Annotated in this window: 17 protein-coding genes; 3 read left to right on the forward strand and 14 right to left on the reverse strand. The window is 34.3% G+C overall.

Annotated elements, in window-relative coordinates; genetic code table 11:
- Nucleotides 1-85 precede the first annotated feature (85 nt).
- Nucleotides 86-1435: a dihydrolipoyl dehydrogenase family protein gene (locus ACE94K_RS05365; protein ID WP_378181020.1), complete on the forward strand. Its 1350-nt coding sequence runs from the start codon at nucleotides 86-88 to the stop codon at nucleotides 1433-1435.
- A gap of 6 nt (nucleotides 1436-1441) precedes the next feature.
- On the opposite strand, the gene ACE94K_RS05370 is transcribed toward ACE94K_RS05365, so the two are convergent.
- The 9 genes from ACE94K_RS05370 to ACE94K_RS05410 all read right to left on the reverse strand — a co-directional run bounded on the left by ACE94K_RS05370 (nucleotide 1442) and on the right by ACE94K_RS05410 (nucleotide 10379).
- On the reverse strand, nucleotides 1442-2236 hold the full coding sequence (locus ACE94K_RS05370) for a tryptophan-rich sensory protein (protein WP_378181023.1): 795 nt from the start codon (nucleotides 2234-2236) through the stop codon (nucleotides 1442-1444).
- A gap of 70 nt (nucleotides 2237-2306) precedes the next feature.
- Entirely contained in the window at nucleotides 2307-3452 is a 1146-nt protein-coding gene (locus ACE94K_RS05375; RefSeq protein ID WP_378181026.1) for an aminotransferase class V-fold PLP-dependent enzyme, read from the reverse strand.
- Between the two features lie 9 nt (nucleotides 3453-3461).
- Nucleotides 3462-4100, reverse strand: a complete 639-nt coding sequence (gene pdeM / locus ACE94K_RS05380) for a ligase-associated DNA damage response endonuclease PdeM (RefSeq protein ID WP_378181028.1) — start codon at nucleotides 4098-4100, stop codon at nucleotides 3462-3464.
- A gap of 2 nt (nucleotides 4101-4102) precedes the next feature.
- A complete protein-coding gene (locus tag ACE94K_RS05385) occupies nucleotides 4103-4396 on the reverse strand; it encodes a type II toxin-antitoxin system RelE/ParE family toxin (RefSeq protein WP_378181031.1) in 294 nt (97 codons plus the stop codon).
- A complete protein-coding gene (locus ACE94K_RS05390; protein ID WP_378181034.1) occupies nucleotides 4381-4614 on the reverse strand; it encodes a hypothetical protein in 234 nt (77 codons plus the stop codon). The genes ACE94K_RS05385 and ACE94K_RS05390 overlap by 16 nt, the downstream gene beginning before the upstream one ends.
- Before the next feature lie 34 nt (nucleotides 4615-4648).
- The gene (locus ACE94K_RS05395) at nucleotides 4649-7111 is read right to left on the reverse strand and encodes a ligase-associated DNA damage response DEXH box helicase (RefSeq protein ID WP_378181037.1); all 2463 of its coding nucleotides are present in this window, start codon (nucleotides 7109-7111) and stop codon (nucleotides 4649-4651) included.
- 178 nt (nucleotides 7112-7289) lie between these two features.
- Nucleotides 7290-7655: an endonuclease domain-containing protein gene (locus ACE94K_RS05400; protein ID WP_378181040.1), complete on the reverse strand. Its 366-nt coding sequence runs from the start codon at nucleotides 7653-7655 to the stop codon at nucleotides 7290-7292.
- A 79-nt stretch (nucleotides 7656-7734) separates the two neighbouring features.
- Nucleotides 7735-9351, reverse strand: coding sequence for an ATP-dependent DNA ligase (locus tag ACE94K_RS05405; protein WP_378181043.1), 1617 nt, complete (start codon nucleotides 9349-9351; stop codon nucleotides 7735-7737).
- Nucleotides 9348-10379 (reverse strand): ligase-associated DNA damage response exonuclease, encoded by a 1032-nt coding sequence (locus tag ACE94K_RS05410; protein ID WP_378181046.1) that lies wholly within the window; start codon nucleotides 10377-10379, stop codon nucleotides 9348-9350. The genes ACE94K_RS05405 and ACE94K_RS05410 overlap by 4 nt, the downstream gene beginning before the upstream one ends.
- A gap of 220 nt (nucleotides 10380-10599) precedes the next feature.
- Between ACE94K_RS05410 and ACE94K_RS05415 the strand changes: the two genes are divergently transcribed.
- On the forward strand, nucleotides 10600-11031 hold the full coding sequence (locus ACE94K_RS05415) for a TerB family tellurite resistance protein (RefSeq protein ID WP_378184230.1): 432 nt from the start codon (nucleotides 10600-10602) through the stop codon (nucleotides 11029-11031).
- Nucleotides 11032-11070: 39 nt separating this feature from the next.
- Here ACE94K_RS05415 and ACE94K_RS05420 read toward each other — a convergent pair whose 3' ends face one another.
- The 5 genes from ACE94K_RS05420 to fbp all read right to left on the reverse strand — a co-directional run bounded on the left by ACE94K_RS05420 (nucleotide 11071) and on the right by fbp (nucleotide 15588).
- Nucleotides 11071-12606, reverse strand: coding sequence for a hybrid sensor histidine kinase/response regulator (locus ACE94K_RS05420; protein ID WP_378181048.1), 1536 nt, complete (start codon nucleotides 12604-12606; stop codon nucleotides 11071-11073).
- A 4-nt stretch (nucleotides 12607-12610) separates the two neighbouring features.
- On the reverse strand, nucleotides 12611-13102 hold the full coding sequence (locus ACE94K_RS05425; RefSeq protein WP_378181051.1) for a Rab family GTPase: 492 nt from the start codon (nucleotides 13100-13102) through the stop codon (nucleotides 12611-12613).
- Nucleotides 13089-13913, reverse strand: a complete 825-nt coding sequence (locus ACE94K_RS05430) for a cell envelope biogenesis protein OmpA (RefSeq protein ID WP_378181053.1) — start codon at nucleotides 13911-13913, stop codon at nucleotides 13089-13091. Before ACE94K_RS05430 ends, ACE94K_RS05425 begins: the two co-directional genes overlap by 14 nt.
- Before the next feature lie 17 nt (nucleotides 13914-13930).
- The gene (locus tag ACE94K_RS05435; RefSeq protein ID WP_378181056.1) at nucleotides 13931-14284 is read right to left on the reverse strand and encodes a fructose 1,6-bisphosphatase; all 354 of its coding nucleotides are present in this window, start codon (nucleotides 14282-14284) and stop codon (nucleotides 13931-13933) included.
- A gap of 293 nt (nucleotides 14285-14577) precedes the next feature.
- Nucleotides 14578-15588 carry a class 1 fructose-bisphosphatase gene (fbp, locus tag ACE94K_RS05440; RefSeq protein WP_378181058.1) on the reverse strand — a complete coding sequence of 337 codons (1011 nt, stop codon included), beginning with the start codon at nucleotides 15586-15588 and terminating at the stop codon, nucleotides 14578-14580.
- Nucleotides 15589-15764: 176 nt separating this feature from the next.
- On the opposite strand from fbp, the gene ACE94K_RS05445 reads away from it, so the two are divergent.
- A complete protein-coding gene (locus ACE94K_RS05445; RefSeq protein WP_378181061.1) occupies nucleotides 15765-16244 on the forward strand; it encodes a GNAT family N-acetyltransferase in 480 nt (159 codons plus the stop codon).
- Nucleotides 16245-16249: the final 5 nt, after the last annotated feature.

The following is a 16249-nucleotide window of genomic DNA, read 5'->3' on the forward strand; positions in this document are numbered from 1 at the left end:
TAAATAGTATCTAAAGCGTTAATAATTTTGTGTTGTGAATCGTATTTTAGAAATTAATTCATAAAATTAACCAGATTTTACTTTCATGGGAATAAAAGAGTTTGACGTATTTGTAATTGGCAGTGGCATAGCAGGGCAAACCGTTGCTGAGGATTGCGCGAGAAATGGTTATAAAGTAGCCATTGCAGATAAAAGAGAGTTTGGAGGTACTTGTGCTAATCGCGGATGCGATCCAAAGAAAGTAATTCTAGGTTTTACTGAAGTTGTAAAGAAGTCTACAGATTTGTCCAATAAAGGAATAGTGAAACTTCCTGAGTTGGATTGGCAAGAAGTGATGAAGTTTACTTGCGAATTCACGGATGCTGTACCTGCCAGCACCGAAGATAACCTCAAGGAATTAGGAGTTACATTATTTCATCAATCACCAAAGTTTATTGATACGAATACTCTTTCTGTAGAAGGAAAAACTGTAAAGGCAAAAAAGATAGTAATTGCTACAGGCTTAGTTCCAAGATCGCTAGACATAGAAGGAGGTTCATTAGCTTTGGTCAGTGATGATTTTCTGAAATTAGATAAACTACCGGAATCTATGATTTTTATCGGAGCGGGTTACATAGGAATGGAATTTGCTCATATGGCAGCTAGATTTGGAGTCGATGTAACTGTCGTAGAATCAGGTGAAAGACCATTGTCAGTTTTTGATAAAGATATGGTTCAATGCATTATTAGAGCTTCAGAAGATATTGGAATTAAGTTCATTTTCAATGCCGAAGTAAACGCAATTGAGGATTTAAGAAAAAATAAACGAATTTATTACACCGTCAATGGTAAAGAAAACGAAGCTAAAGCTGAAATCATATTTAATACTACCGGCAGAATTCCGTCTTTAGAAAATTTAGCATTAGAAAAAGGAAACGTGTCTTTTTCAGACAAAGGGATTGAAGTAAACAGGTACTTACAAAATCCAAAAAACAAGAATGTATACGCTTGTGGTGATGTAGCGAATCATGCATTGCCATTAACACCTTTTTCATCCCGTCACGGAAAAATAGTAGCACATAATTTACACCATGGTAATGAGATGAAAGCTGATTTTCCAGTAACACCTTCGGTTGCCTTTACCTTGCCGAATATTGCTTCGGTTGGACTATCTGAAAAAGAGGCAAACAAAAAGTATGAAAATATCAAAATAATGAACCGTGATGCTTCAAGTTTTTATAATGCAAAACGTATCAATCAAAAAATTTATGCTTACAAAACTATTATCGATAAAGATACCGAAAGAATTCTGGGAGCACATTTAGTGGGACCGGAAGCCGGAGAAATAATTAATCTTTTTGCGATGGCTATCCATAACAAAACGACTATTTCAGAAATCAAGGATATGATTTTTACGTACCCCAGCTGGTCCGGAGATATTCAATATATGTTTTAAATAAATTTAGCTAAATCTTTCTTGAAGTTTCTTAGCAGGATTGCTTTTACGATTTATAAAACCGTGGATACCTGATGCAATTATCAAAACAACAGCTCCTGCTAAAGCTGTATAAGCAATGGAATCATAATCTCCATTATGTCTGACATAAATAGCAAATAATGCCCAAGCTCCAACCATCGCGAATTCTCTCATATTTCTCTTTAAGATCATAAATAGATTAAGCAGTACAGCTACTACTACCATAATCACAGTCCAGGTTACATCATTTAAGCCAAATCCTTGCCAGTTTATTTTTGTCAGATAAATAGTAACATTTGCAATAGTTGCTACCGATATCCATCCCAAATATAAGCATATTGGCCACCATTGAAACGCGATAATCCCAATAGGAGCATCCCATCGTTCCATATTGGTATTGATAACTACTTTACTTAAACAAAATACAATACCAAACATAATTAGCAGAGATAAACCTATATATTCATACGTAAAGGCGATTACCCAACTTCCTGTGCATAAATTAGCTAGAAAAAACCAGTAACCTGTCTTTTCTATATACGAAGCTTTATCTGAATTAAAGAAAGAGTGTTTAATTTGGTAGATACTATAAGCTATTAAACCGGTAAATATCAATAACCAAATTGCAAAAGCATAGCCTGATGGTGTAAATAGATTGTCATATTTTCGACTTAGTTCACCTACCGTAGTATCATTAAACCGAACCGCTTCAGAAATGTAATTAATTCCTATCACGTAAATTACAGATATAAGGTTGAGGATAGATAATGTTTTTTTCATACGTTTTTAATTAATTAACAAGTTAATAGTAAGGTCAATTTCTGATTGATTCAAATACTATAATCGTTAACTATTTCGAAAAACACTTGATTAATTTTTCAAAATCTTCTTCAGAATTATAGACATTACAAGATACTCTTACAGCTTGACCACGATATGATACGAAGACATTTTCATCTAACAACTTTTGTTTTAAATTTTCAGTTTGAAGATCAGGTGGTAGATAAATTCCAAATAAATGATGTGCTCTATAATTGTCATCTTCGATATAGCATCCTAATTCTCTTAGTTTCTCGATGCTTTTTTCAGAAATATTCTTACAATATTTTTGAATTTCAGAAGGTTTCCATTCAATTAATTGTTCAATACCTTTAGTGAGCATAGGAGTCAATATGAAATTGCTGGACTCTCCTACAGAATAACGAGCAGCTTTTTCTTTATACTGATCTTGATAATTTGTAAGTCCTGAAAAATCTTCACTTCCTAAACGATTCATCCAATTATGTTCAATTGGTGTTCCATTATTAAAAGCATCGCTATAATATGCCATACCTATAGAATAAGGGCCTAATAACCACTTATAGCCTCCACAAATTATAGCATCAGGTTTAATTTCTTTTACAGAGAATGGAAAAGCACCAACACTTTGTGTTCCATCAATGATCATCATAGCATTTACATGATTTGTTTTCTCACGAATGGCTTTCATATCAAATAAGGTTCCATCTGCCCAATGTACTTGAGGGAGCGCAATCACTGCCGTATTATCTGTAATAGCATTTAATATGGATTCATTCCACAATTCGGCTCTATTATCAAAGTTCTTAGGCGGATAGATGATTTTGATGATTGCATTTTTTCGTTTAGCAACCTCTTTCCAGATATACACATTACTAGGAAATTGTTCATCTACCAGGATTATCTCATCTCCTTTATTAATAGGTGTATTATTAGCAGCATTTGCAATTCCATAAGAAACAGAAGGGATGATCGCAGTATTTCTATAATCGGGAGCATCAATCAAGGTTGCAAAACGTTGTTTTAATAGCTCTTTATCATCAAAAAAGTCTTGCGGTACTATTTCGTTAGGGCGAGATTTTCGTTTAACAGATGCAATACCAATTTCAGTAACTGACTTTAATTGTGGAGACATATAGGCTCCATTTAGATAGGTAATATCTTCAGAGAGGTCAAAGAGATGTTTTTGAAGTTGCATAAGACAATTTTAGTGAGATACTAAAATAACTTCTTTATCTGTCATAGCATAAACTTTATCATTTTCTTCAGGTTCCAGAATATATATTCCTGTAAATTCACCAAAAGCAGGAACAATCATTTGATCTGTTTTCTGAAAAAAGCAAGGTAGCTTTAAGCTCTGCTTACCAAGTCCTTGTAGTCGAACGCCTGGATGAATGTGACCGCAAAAATTGAAAAGATTTTCTCGTTGATCGGGATGATGAGTCAATAAAAAATTATCCAGTGTTACTTCTGTTCCGGTTTTGATTCCCAATGCTTCATACTTGTGTTCTGATATGATATCGTGATTTCCTGTAATGAGTGTGATTTTTGCAGTTTGATTTGAGATCCAATTTTTAAAAAGATTCCATTCTGTATTGATATAACTATGGAATAAATCGCCTAGAAAACAAATGCTTTCCGGATTAAAATGGTGAATTACACGATCTAGCTGATCAAAGTTTTTAAGTATTGCTTTTGCAGGAACCGCACTGCCGTGTTTTCTAAAATGGGAAACCTTCCCCAAATGTACATCTGCGATTAAAAGAAGATCTTTATCCTTCCAGAATACAACTCCGCAAGGGTGTAGGATAAAAGTTTGATTGTTAATATTTATGGTCTTAGACAATTTTATAAAGTAAACTTTTTAGGGTTTTGTCTTGCATCCCAGACTAAATGAATGATAATCTCAGTTGATTCAACTTGATAGAATATTTTATAATGACCTTTAATTATTACTCTAATATCTTTTGTATCTGTTTTAATTCCTAAAAATGGATATTTGAGGAGTAATTTGATTATGACGTTAATTTCTTGATTAAGCTTTCGACTATACGTTTTTGATTTATTTCGATCACAATAAAATTTCAAAATCTCTGTAAAAATAAGATCGGCTTTTGAAGTCCAAATTATTCTTTTAGCCAATTTTTATTCTTATTAAAGACAGATTCGTGATTTATTACATTACCATTTTCATAATCTGATTGACTTTCTGAAACCATATTTTTTTCAAAATCAGACAACTGATATTCGTTTGATTCCAATTTAATCGAAAGCATTTCTTTAAAAGACTCAAGAAAATCTTTGTCTCCAATAGAAAGAACTTTCTTAATAATATCGTTTTGAATTTCTGAGATATTCATCTGGGTGCTTTTTGTAAAGATAATAAAAGAGATTTTACTTTTTAGTCAACACTGCCACCATCTTTTTGATACGATCTTCAAGCTTTTCGCTGGACATTTTTTCGCGTAAGCGATCTGTGATAATAGGAAAGGAGAGGGGAGTAGGTTTTTCACATGCTTTCCAGACAATATTTTGTGATTCTATACGTCTTAAAGCTTCATATAAACGTCCTTCTTCCAATTGATGTTCAAAAGTTTCGATAAACGATTGCTGATACAACAGATTTTCAGGTTCAAAATCTCTGAATACATTAAATAACAATTGAGAACTCGATTGCAAGTGTTTACTTTTTAGCATTTTGTCAGGATAACCAGTAAACACCATACCAGATATTACTGCAATATCTCTGAATTTACGTCTTGCCATTTCAGTAGCATTCAAACTTTTTTGAAGATCACTATGCATATGATCTGTAGTAAATAGATCATTATCGATTACTTGTTGCATATCAATTTCTTGATCAGAAAGGAGCTCGAATCCATAGTCATTAAAAGCTAAGGAGAATGTTATGGGAGATAGTAAACTAATTCGATAGCCTAATAAACTTCCCAATGCTTCGTGTACAAAACGTCCTTCAAAGGGATAAAAAATTGCGTGATATCCTTCTCTGGTTTTAAAGGTTTCAATTAAAAATTGATCTGCACTTGGTATGATACTTTCTTTCTTCTGTCTTTCAAAAATATGCGATAAAGCTTTTAGTTCTCTCGAAGTAACATTATTAGCTGCTACCTGATACAGTTCCTGTCTTAAAAGCTCTGACATCTGTGATGTAAGTGTAAGTCTTCCTCCCATCCAACTGGGTACTTTAGAAGTACGTTTAGATGATTTACGCACTAATACTTTCATTTCCTTTATTCGTACTAGCTCCAGGTTTCTTCCTGCAAAAGTAAAGACATCACCAGGATTTAATTTTGAAATAAACCATTCTTCAATACTTCCAATGTATCCTCCTTTTAGATATTTTACTGTTAGCACAGCATCTCCTACTATGGTTCCGATCTGTAGTCGATGTCGCATGGCAATGCCTCTATTGTTTACTTTAAATAGACCATCGTCTAGCACTTGCACTTTTTTATACTCGTCATAGTTTTGAAGACTTTGACTACCAACAGTAATGAAGTTCAAAACCCAATCCCATTGATCCTCGGTGATTCCTTGATAGCAAAAGGTGTTTTTGATTTCAGGAAAAATATCTTTCGGATAAAATCCATCAGAAACAGCCAATGTGGTGAGGTATTGAATCAGTACATCATAGCTGTTTAAATAAGGAACTCTGTCTTCTACCGTATTTTGTTTTACAGCTTGTTGTAAGGCTGAAGCTTCTACCAATTCTATAGCGTGAGTGGGCAAAAAATAGATCACACTCGTCTTACCTGGTTGATGACCGCTGCGGCCGGCACGTTGTAAAAATCTCGCTACTCCTTTCGGGCCTCCAATCTGAATGATGGTTTCTACAGGCGCAAAATCAACGCCCAAATCCAAACTTGACGTACAAACAACAGCTTTTAAAGTCTCGTTACGAATAGCTTGCTCTACCCAAAGTCGAGTTTCTTTATTGATGCTACCGTGATGCATCGCCATCTCACCAGCAAATTCAGGATAACGCTCCAGTATTTTCTGAAACCAGATTTCGCATTGTGACCTGGTATTGGTGAAAAGAAGTGTAGTCTTACTTTTTCTTATAATAGGTACCACTTCATCGAGCAAATGAATGCCGAGATGACCTCTCCAGGGAAAGGTTTCCATTTTATCTGGAATGATACTTTCTACTTTGATCTTTTTATTGATATTGGCTTTAATCAATACTGAATTTTGTAAAGCTTTGGAATCTGGACCTAATAACACTTCTCGAGCCTGATCTAAATTACCTATGGTTGCTGAAATTCCCCAAATCCTTAGCTCGGGTGCAATGGTTTTAAGTCTGGATAATCCTAGTTCAATCTGAACACCGCGTTTAGTTCCTAATAACTCGTGCCATTCGTCAATAATAATAGCTGAGCAGTCTTTAAAAGTCTTATCATATCCTTTAGAAGCTAAAAGCAGTTGCAAACTTTCTGGTGTGGTGATCAATAAATCCGGCATCGAACGTCTTTGTGCAGCCCGTTCTTTTTGTGAAGTATCTCCTGTTCGGATTCCAACAGTAAGTTGCGTATTGAGATCGTCTGCAAACCGTTCTGCCGCTTGTTTAATTTCTTGTGAAAGTGCTCTTAACGGAGTTATCCAAATGGCTTTTAACCCCTTTTTATGCTTAGTTTGATAATCAGGATTGTTTTTAATATAATTCAGAACAACAGGTACCCATAGTGCATAGGTTTTTCCACTTCCGGTAGGAGCGTTAAGCAAACCATGTTTGCCTTGCAAGAACGCCTTCCAGCTTTGTTTTTGAAATGGAAAAGATTTCCAATTTTGTTGTTGGAACCACGATTCGGCGATATGAAAAAGTTCTTTTTGAGTCATATAAACTTATTTGTTTCTTCCCCTGCTAGGGGAAGGTGTCCCCGAAAATTCGGGGGCGGAAGGGGTCATCTGCGCAAAATCATATATCGTATAATATTCACTTTCTATTCTTTCCTTCTCCATATTTATTACTATTGATATTAATTCACCTTTTTCCGATAATAGAAAGGGTTTTTCTTTATTGTTGTTTGAAATTATCTTCAATTTCTTTTAATACAGATGGAAGGTGATCAAAGACCATTTTGTTCTCAAATCTAATCACTTTAAAACCAAGATTTTGTAAATTTTTGTCTCGGGTGAAGTCTTTTTCCTGAGAAATAGGATTCATATAAACTTGCCCGTCCAATTCTATTATTAATTTTTCTTCAGCACAATAAAAATCTACAATATAATTTTGGATACTATGCTGTCTTCTAAACTTTCTTCCATTTAATTTTTTATGTTGGAGGTGTTTCCACAAAAATGCTTCAGCTGGTGTTAAGTTTTTTCTAAGTTCCTTTCTGACTTGAAGTAATTCGGGTTTGTTATGCAGTTTTTTCTTCATATTTCGTGTAATCTACCCTTTCCGATTCAGCAGAGCTGAACCACCTTTCCCTAGCAAGAGAAAGGAGCCTAAAAATATATCATTTTATCAATTGTTTCAAATCCTCTAATGTATTGGCTTCTTCTATTTTTTTATCTCTTCGCCATCTCAGAATTCTGGGGAAACGAGTTGCAACGCCGCTTTTATGTCTTTTTGATAGAGCTATTCCTTCAAAAGCAATTTCGAAAACCAGTTCGGGAGTAACGCTTCTTACAGGACCAAAACGTTCTAGAGTATTTGATTTGATAAAGCGATCTACCTGCCTGAATTCGGTATCTGTTAAACCGGAGTAGGCTTTTGCAAAGGTGACAAGTTCGGTTTTATCATCATTCCAAAGGCCAAAAGTATAATCCGTAAATAGGTTCGATCTGCGGCCGTGCCCTCTCATTGCATAAGTCAAAACAGCATCGATTGTTAGCGGATCTACTTTCCATTTCCACCAGTCTCCTTTTTTTCGTCCCACTAAATACGGAGAATCTTTTCTTTTTAGCATTAACCCTTCAGAATGGAGTTCTCTGGATCTTTCTCTTTCTTCTGCTACTTCTTCCCAGGAATTGAAGGCCATTTTTTCTGAAAGATGAAATATCTTTTTGTTGAGTTGCCCTTCCACAGGCTCAGGATGAATTTTTCTTTTATATAGTTTTTCTAGTATCTCTCTTCGTTCAGAGAAAGGAAGGTTTCTGATGTCTTTTCCTTGCCATTCTAATATATCGTAAGCTTTTAGAACGACAGGTGTTTTTTCTAATAGTGATTTTGAAACTGTTTTTCTTCCAATCCGAGTTTGTAAATCATTAAACGTTCCAATTTCTCCGTTTGGGAAAGGTAGAATTTCACCGTCCAGCACAGTTCCATTTGGGATCACTTTTAAGAATTCTACAAATTCAGGATATTTATCGGTTACCAGTTCTTCACCACGACTCCATACAAAGAGCTCGTTATCTCTAACAATAACTTGTGATCTGATACCGTCCCATTTGTGTTCTGCAAACCACTCATTCACATCTCCTAGATCTGAAACTTCATTTTCTATAGCATAGGCAAGATAGAATGGATACGGTTTTGAAATAAAATCAGATTTGTTTTCCCTAAGAATTAAATCTTCAAAAGTAATGGAATTCGGGTCCCAGTTACCCATTAACTTGTATGCTAAAATATCTTCATCAATTTGTGTGGCTTTGGATAAGGCGCGTGTCATTAATTTTTGGCTTACACCTATTCTAAATCCTCCTGTAATTAATTTTGTAAAGACAAATCTCTCATAATAATTAAGTACTTCCCAATTCTCGTGGAGATATGTTCGCTTTTCTTCGTCGGACTTTTTTTTAAGCAGAATCATTTCTTCTAAAAACTGGGTAAGTGTTTTATCCGAACTTCCTTTGGCGTTTGGTACTACTAAAGCAATGGTTTCTGCCAGATCACCAACGATATGATACGATTCTTCGAATAACCAAAGTGGAATATTAGCTAGTTCAGACGCCCAGGTTCTTAAAAGAGTGGTGTTTACCGGTCTTGGAGGTCTTCGATGTGAAAGTATTGCTATCGTCCAAACTTTATCTTTTTCCGGAGCTTTGCCAAAATAGGATGCTAAAGCATTTACCTTAACATTAGTTTTATTTGTGCTATCCAGAGTTTTTATTAAGTCAGCAAAAAGTTTCAAGTATTCACCTCACTTTCTTCTTTTTGGGTTTCTATCTCAGCAAGTTCACCTTCATATTGAGTTTTTTCTGTTCTTGCGTCATATCCAAGTTCTCTAAGATATTTTGAAAAGATATCAGTATAGCCGTGCGTGCTGATAATTTTTTGGGCTCCAGTCTCTTTAATTGCAGTTAATAAACCATCCCAATCACAATGATCAGATAAAACAAAACCTTTATCAATTGCTCTTCGTCGTCGAGCGCCTCTAAAGGTCATCCAGCCACTTGCTGATGCGGTAACATACGGAACCATTTTTCGAATCCAAGAGGATCCGTGAGCACTAGGAGGTGCAATCACAATATTACCTAGAAGTTCTTCTTTTTTAGTTTCTCTAGTTATTAAGGTAGTTTCCGGAAAATCTATCATAGGTCGTATAACATTGGTCATATTCTCGATAGCTCCATGAGTATAGATTTTTCCGATTTCGGGATTTACATATTTGAGGAGACGCTGTGCTTTTCCCAACGAATACCCAAATAAGATAGAAGTCTTCCCTTCGGCTTTATTTTCTGCCCACCATTGATTGATGTCCTTGAAAACTTCTTTCTGAGGCGTCCACTTAAATGCAGGAAGTCCAAAAGTGCATTCTGTAATAAAAGTATGGCATTTTACGGGTTCATAAGGAGTAGATATTCCGTCATCTTCGATTTTGTAATCTCCGGTAAATACCCAAACTTCTCCTTGATGTTCCACTCTGATTTGGGAACTTCCAATGATATGACCTGCAGGGTGAAAACTAAACTTAACGTTATTAATTGTAAAAGTTTCTCCGTATTCTTTTCCAGTAACTTTTATATCTCCTAATCGATGCTTTATTATCGGGATATTAGTGTGATGGGTTATATATAGTTTATGTCCCCAACGACTATGATCAGCGTGACCGTGGGTGATAATGGCTTTGTCAACAGGCTTCCAAGGATCTAGATATACTTTTGCTGCTGCACAGTATATTCCTTTATTTGTAAATTGAAGTAAAGGTATTTTACCCATTATCGGTATTCAAAATTGAAAATCCTCAGAAATTTACTAATTAGTAATCTTCTAATGGTGCTTTTTTGAAAGTATTAGTAATTGTATAACTTTTTAATAAAAATGAATTCGTAGAATCAATTAAATGATAGAATACATTTTGATTGTAAAAACGTCAATTTTAAATTTTAAAAGGTGAAGAGTTTAGTTATATTTGCGGCAAATTAAACAAAAGTACATGATGTCTATATCTGATTTATTTGATAGTGGTTTTCAAAAGCGAAATCAAGATCATTTTGCTGCAATTGTAAGAGTGGCAATGAGTGATGGTGTAATAACGGATGAAGAAAGAGCTTTCTTAGATCGATTGGCTCGAAATCTTAATATTTCTGACAACGATTACAAAGAAATATTAAAAGATTATGCTTCTCGTCCTATCAATCCCCCTACCAGCTATGATCAGAGATTAGAGAGACTTTTTGATTTGGCTAGAATGGTTTATGCCGATAATATAAAAGGGGATGATCAAGTTGTATTATTAGAGAAGCTATGTGTTGGACTTGGTTTTAGAGCTGATAATGCAAAGTACGTGGTGGATAAAGCACTTTCTTTAGTAGATCAAAATGTAGATGGAGATACTTTTGCTGAGGAGATTAAACATATGAATAGATAAGTACAAGGTTGAATCAATCGTTATATTAAAAAACCGCTTTTATGAAGCGGTTTTTTTAGCGATTTGTTTTACGATTTTATAGATTAAATCTTCTTGCTCAAATGGTTTCGCGATAAAGTCGTCCATTCCGGAGCGTAGGCATTTGTCTCTTTCTATTTCACTGGATTTTGCAGTGAAACCAATGATAGGAACTTCGGCGATTACCTTATCTCCATAATTGTTTCTTATCATATGAGTAGCTTTATACCCGTCGATTTTGGAGAGCTTTAGATCCATCAAGATAAGGTCATAGTTTCTGCGTTCTATATAACTAATAGCCTCTTCTCCATTGATTGCAACATCTACAAAAAAGCTGCCGTGGCTGATTAATATCTTCATGATTAAAAACTGAGTAGCCTCTTCGTCTTCTACCACAAGTATCCTAAATTTATTTTTCGATTCAGGTAGGCTATATTTTTTCTTTTTCTTTTCGGGAGCAGATTTGGTGACTTCAAATTTAAAGGGTAACTTAATATCAAAAGTTGAGCCTTTTTCAGGCTGGCTGGATACTTTAATTTCACCTCCCAGAAGGTCGATTAAATCTTTTACAATGGCCAATCCTAGGCCTGTTCCAGATATTTGTTTGTCCTCATTAAATCTGGTAAATCTGTCAAAAATAGTATCAATGTTTTCTTCTTGAATTCCTAATCCTGTATCTTCAATCTTAAAACTGATACTCAACTTATTCGTGCGTTGGTAATTTTTAGTGACAGAAAGACTAATCTTTCCTTCTTCTGTAAACTTAAAAGCATTATTAAGAATATTGTTTAATATCTGAAATACACGGGTTCGATCTCCTATAAGATATTCTTGTATATTAGTGTCAATATGTGTTTCAAATTGAATCCCTTTCTCATCAGCTAGTTTAGCGTATGTTTCTTTAAAACCCTCTACAAGATTTACAAATAGGAATCGCTCTTCGACAATTTTTATTTTACCGGATTCTATTTTAGAAATGTCAACCATATCCTCAATCAATGCATTAAGGTGCAGGCTCTGCCGCTTTATAATTCGTGCTAATTCTTCTTGTTCAAAATTTAAGTTTGTCTTTTCTAATACTTCTATAAATCCTAAAATTCCGGTGAGTGGTGTTCTGATTTCATGATTTATATTAGAAATAAAACTGTTTTTGAACTTCTCTTTTTCAAGTAGGTATTTATTTTTGAGTTCTAATTCTTTTGCCTTAAGAATGGATTCATTTTTTTGTTGAGCAATTTTATTGAGCTCATAGTATTTTGTCGTATAATCAAACAGAAGAATAACAACTTCCTCTGAGTTTATTCTTATAGTTACGTCACAGATTTTCTGAATATCTCCATCTTCAAGATGAATGCAAGGAAAATTATAAGTGGTTTCTTCTTCAAAAACTTCAATAAAATCTTTTATGATTTCAAAAAAAGGATGCGCATCATAGATTGAGGTTTGTACTTTCCACTTAAATAAATTAGCATCAGTTTCCTTTATCAATCCTTCAAAATTAATTAGAATGCATTGTGTTTTTTGATGAAATAGTTGTTTCTCTTCCTGATACGTCATAACACTATGCAGTTATTTCCTTGGCAAGATCCAAGAAGAAATCCTGCACATTTTTATTCGTTTTTGCACTTGTCAAACAATCAAATGCAACATTTTGTTCTTGTAATTTCTTAGCCGTTTCTTTTTCATTCACCAAGTCTATTTTATTACCAATGATTTTAATCTTGACTTTAGGGTGGTTTTTAGATAAATAGGCCAAATCTTCTTTTATATCCTTATAAGTGTCAATTCGTGTTAGGTCAAATACATAGATAAAAGCACTAGAACCCAGTAAATAAGATTTTCTGGTATCCTCAATATCAGTATGACCTTCTGTATCCCAAATAATCATGGAAAGTTCACGCCCACCTGGCATTTCAATTACTTTCTTTTTTATTTGTACACCAAGTGTAACCTTATAATTTTCAGAAAATTCGTTGTCGATAAAACGTCTGAACAAGGACGTTTTTCCGACTCCAAAGTGTCCTAAAAGCACTACTTTCTTAGACAATTTCATCTTCAAAATGTTTTTTTAGTTTTTTAGTAAAAAGCTCGCTATTATCTAAATCTCTTTTGGAAATATGATGTTGAGCAAAATCTATAATTTGATCTTCCAGCACTTCTTTAAACATCATATTGTAAGCACCAGAAATAACAGCAGCGATGTAATAAGAATAAAAATTTTGTACGTGTATAGTATATAGTTCGTATTCGATCGTTTCCAGATTTTGATTTCCACCTTGAAACGCATCTTCTACAAAACTTTTTATTGCGGTTAGCATACCTGCGACCATATCTTTATCTATGGTGTTGTCAGATAAGGGGCTATAATCTGCAATTAATAATCCAGAATCTTTTTCAATGACGAACATTTGGATCAATCTTGGTTTTGCATAATCAGAGATGGCTAAATCACCATCACTGATTCCTTGTGCTCTAGCTTTGGTTCTTTTAAACCATTTTTTAAAAGAGAAAGCTTGCCTAGTTTTTTTGTTGATATTCTCACTTAATAATTTCATCTCGTGAGCAATATATTTCTTGATCATTTTACCAATGATTGGAAATAATGCTTCTACGACTGCATCTTGAGAGTTTTTGATTTCTTCTTTTAAAGCTTCGGTAATTGTAGGACCTAATGTTTTAGGAATTTCCTGAACAAATTCTTCTAATTTGTCATCAATGATAGGATCAACCTTATAAGAAAGTTCTTGTTTTTGATGCACTATTTTACTTAGCTCATCAACTTTTTTAGCAATGGAATCCGCGTACTCCTTCTCTTCAGTAAGAAGAAGTTCTTTGAGAATCTTAAGTTTATCCTGCTCTTCCATAATCTAGGACAGACGGATTACTTCTTATTGATTTTTTCCCCCATTGCGATCAAAAGATCACCTAATGTTTTTCTGTCTACTTTTTTATCATCCAGCATTTCTACTTTATCTGCCAAATTATCCTCTAATTCTGTGATTCTGATATTGATATCAGTGCTAAGATTGTCAATTGCCTGATGTAATTCTTTACGAGTATCTTCTATGAAATCCTCCAGCTCCTTTTTTTTAGAAGATATGTCTTTTTTTACCGCTTCGAATTCAGAATTATAAGCAGCAATATTTTCTCCAAAGATTAAGTTTTTTATTGCTTCTATTTTTGAAGTAGGGTCATTTACAACCTGTTCTTCAACAGCCTTATTTTCTTTCGCCATTTTGGTTAATTTATATTGTTGTTCTATGAGCTATACGTAAATTTAACATAAAAACATTAAAAACAACATTTCTGTCCTAATTATGTTAAATGTTACTTGCTTTTATTGCGATATGGTACGTTTAAGAATCTAAAAGCTCGGAGTAATAAGGTAGGGGCGAAACTTTTAGAGATTGTCTATTTCCGTGATACAAGAATACTGAAAATTAAAAGAGTATTCAATCCATTGATTGACCTTTTGTCAATATTTCAATAATTTTTTGGAAATGCAGAATTGTCGAGTCTGGTGACCGTTTATGATTCTGATGTTTTCATAAAGGATTCTACTTTTTCTACCATATTTTTACTTCCACAGATAAATGGAGTACGCTCGTGCAGTTCTGTAGGTTTGATCTCTAAAATTCTTCTGAATCCGTCACTTGCAGATCCTCCGGCTTGTTCTGCTATAAAAGCCATTGGGTTACATTCGTATAACAAACGAAGTTTTCCGTTAGGAGATTTAGAAGTGCTTGGGTACATATAGATTCCGCCTTTTATCATATTACGATGAATGTCACTAACTAACGATCCGATATATCTGGATGTATAAGGGCGATCTTCTTTTTCTTCTTGGCAGTACTTAATATAATTCTTAATTCCTTGAGGAAAATGTATGTAATTACCCTCATTTACAGAATAAATATTTCCGTTCTCCGGAAATTTCATATTAGGATGCGATAAGTAATAGGTTCCTAGGGCAGGATTTAGCGTAAAACCATTTACACCATGTCCTGTTGTGTATACCAGCATGGTAGAGGTTCCATAAATAATATAGCCTGCAGCCACTTGTAGGTTACCTGGTTGCAAGAAATCATCGATAGTACAAGGAGTTCCGGTTGGAGTTACTCTTCGGTAAATAGAAAAGATGGTTCCTACAGAAACATTTACATCAATATTAGAACTACCATCTAAGGGATCCATGAGAACAACATAATTATTACGGTGATCACTTTTCTGACCTTTAATAGTAATGAAGTCATCATTTTCTTCAGAAGCAATACCACAGACAATCTCCCTGTTAGTTAAGGTGTTAATAAAAGTTTCGTTGGCAAGAACATCCAGTTTTTGTTGATCTTCTCCTTGTACATTAGTTTCACCAATCGCGCCTGTGATATCAACTAATCCGGCTTTGTTTACTTGGTGATTAACCATTTTTGCTGCAAGGCGAATAGAGTTAATCAATCGTGAAAGTTCTCCGCTGGCATAAGGAAAATCTTTTTGGTTTTCTATAATAAATTCTCCTAATGTTTGGTTTGTTCTAGCCATTTTGGTTCTATTGATTTTGTGCAAAAGTATTATTTTTTAGATAACTACAACGTTTTCGTAAGGGTAATTTATTGATCTTCATAGAGAATTATAAAAACACAAATTAGTGAAGCATAACATTGTAAAATTGTCTGGTTTCTGATACATATTTTATAGTTTTGACAAACTTTTGACCAATGGATTATATAATTAGAGATGCAAAGGTTAGCGATATGCCTCAAGTCTTATCGCTAATAGAAGAATTGGCAATTTTTGAAAACGAACCCGATGCTGTAGAAGTTACGGTAGAAGAACTAATAAGGGATGGTTTTGGAGAACAGCCGTTATTTCATTGTTTTGTTGCCGATAAAGATACTGAAATTTTAGGGCTGGCGTTGGTGTATTTTAGGTTTTCTACCTGGAAAGGAAAAACAGTACATCTCGAAGACCTTATCGTAAGAGAGTCTAAGAGAGGAACCGGTATTGGAATGGCACTATATAAAAGAGTAATGAAGTATGGAAAAGAACAAGGAGTAAAAAGAGTGGAATGGAATGTGCTGGATTGGAACAAACCTGCCGTTAATTTTTATTTAAAAAGTGGTGCTAAAATTCTAGAAGGCTGGCAAGTTGTACAGATGGATGAAGAAGGACTTAATGCATTTGTTTCAAAGATTTGATTTGT

Source organism: Aquimarina besae, assembly GCF_042434905.1.
Lineage (GTDB): Bacteria > Bacteroidota > Bacteroidia > Flavobacteriales > Flavobacteriaceae > Aquimarina.

Coding starts and splice junctions, on each gene's coding strand:
- ACE94K_RS05375 (WP_378181026.1), bottom strand. CDS start 3,452: ATGCAACTTCAAAAACATCTCTTTGACCTCTCTGAAGATATTACCTAT.
- ACE94K_RS05410 (WP_378181046.1), bottom strand. CDS start 10,379: ATGGGTAAAATACCTTTACTTCAATTTACAAATAAAGGAATATACTGT.
- ACE94K_RS05430 (WP_378181053.1), bottom strand. CDS start 13,913: ATGGAAGAGCAGGATAAACTTAAGATTCTCAAAGAACTTCTTCTTACT.
- ACE94K_RS05390 (WP_378181034.1), bottom strand. CDS start 4,614: ATGAATATCTCAGAAATTCAAAACGATATTATTAAGAAAGTTCTTTCT.
- ACE94K_RS05420 (WP_378181048.1), bottom strand. CDS start 12,606: ATGACGTATCAGGAAGAGAAACAACTATTTCATCAAAAAACACAATGC.
- ACE94K_RS05365 (WP_378181020.1), top strand. CDS start 86: ATGGGAATAAAAGAGTTTGACGTATTTGTAATTGGCAGTGGCATAGCA.
- ACE94K_RS05370 (WP_378181023.1), bottom strand. CDS start 2,236: ATGAAAAAAACATTATCTATCCTCAACCTTATATCTGTAATTTACGTG.
- ACE94K_RS05395 (WP_378181037.1), bottom strand. CDS start 7,111: ATGACTCAAAAAGAACTTTTTCATATCGCCGAATCGTGGTTCCAACAA.
- ACE94K_RS05435 (WP_378181056.1), bottom strand. CDS start 14,284: ATGGCGAAAGAAAATAAGGCTGTTGAAGAACAGGTTGTAAATGACCCT.
- ACE94K_RS05415 (WP_378184230.1), top strand. CDS start 10,600: ATGTCTATATCTGATTTATTTGATAGTGGTTTTCAAAAGCGAAATCAA.
- ACE94K_RS05400 (WP_378181040.1), bottom strand. CDS start 7,655: ATGAAGAAAAAACTGCATAACAAACCCGAATTACTTCAAGTCAGAAAG.
- fbp (WP_378181058.1), bottom strand. CDS start 15,588: ATGGCTAGAACAAACCAAACATTAGGAGAATTTATTATAGAAAACCAA.
- ACE94K_RS05445 (WP_378181061.1), top strand. CDS start 15,765: ATGGATTATATAATTAGAGATGCAAAGGTTAGCGATATGCCTCAAGTC.
- ACE94K_RS05425 (WP_378181051.1), bottom strand. CDS start 13,102: ATGAAATTGTCTAAGAAAGTAGTGCTTTTAGGACACTTTGGAGTCGGA.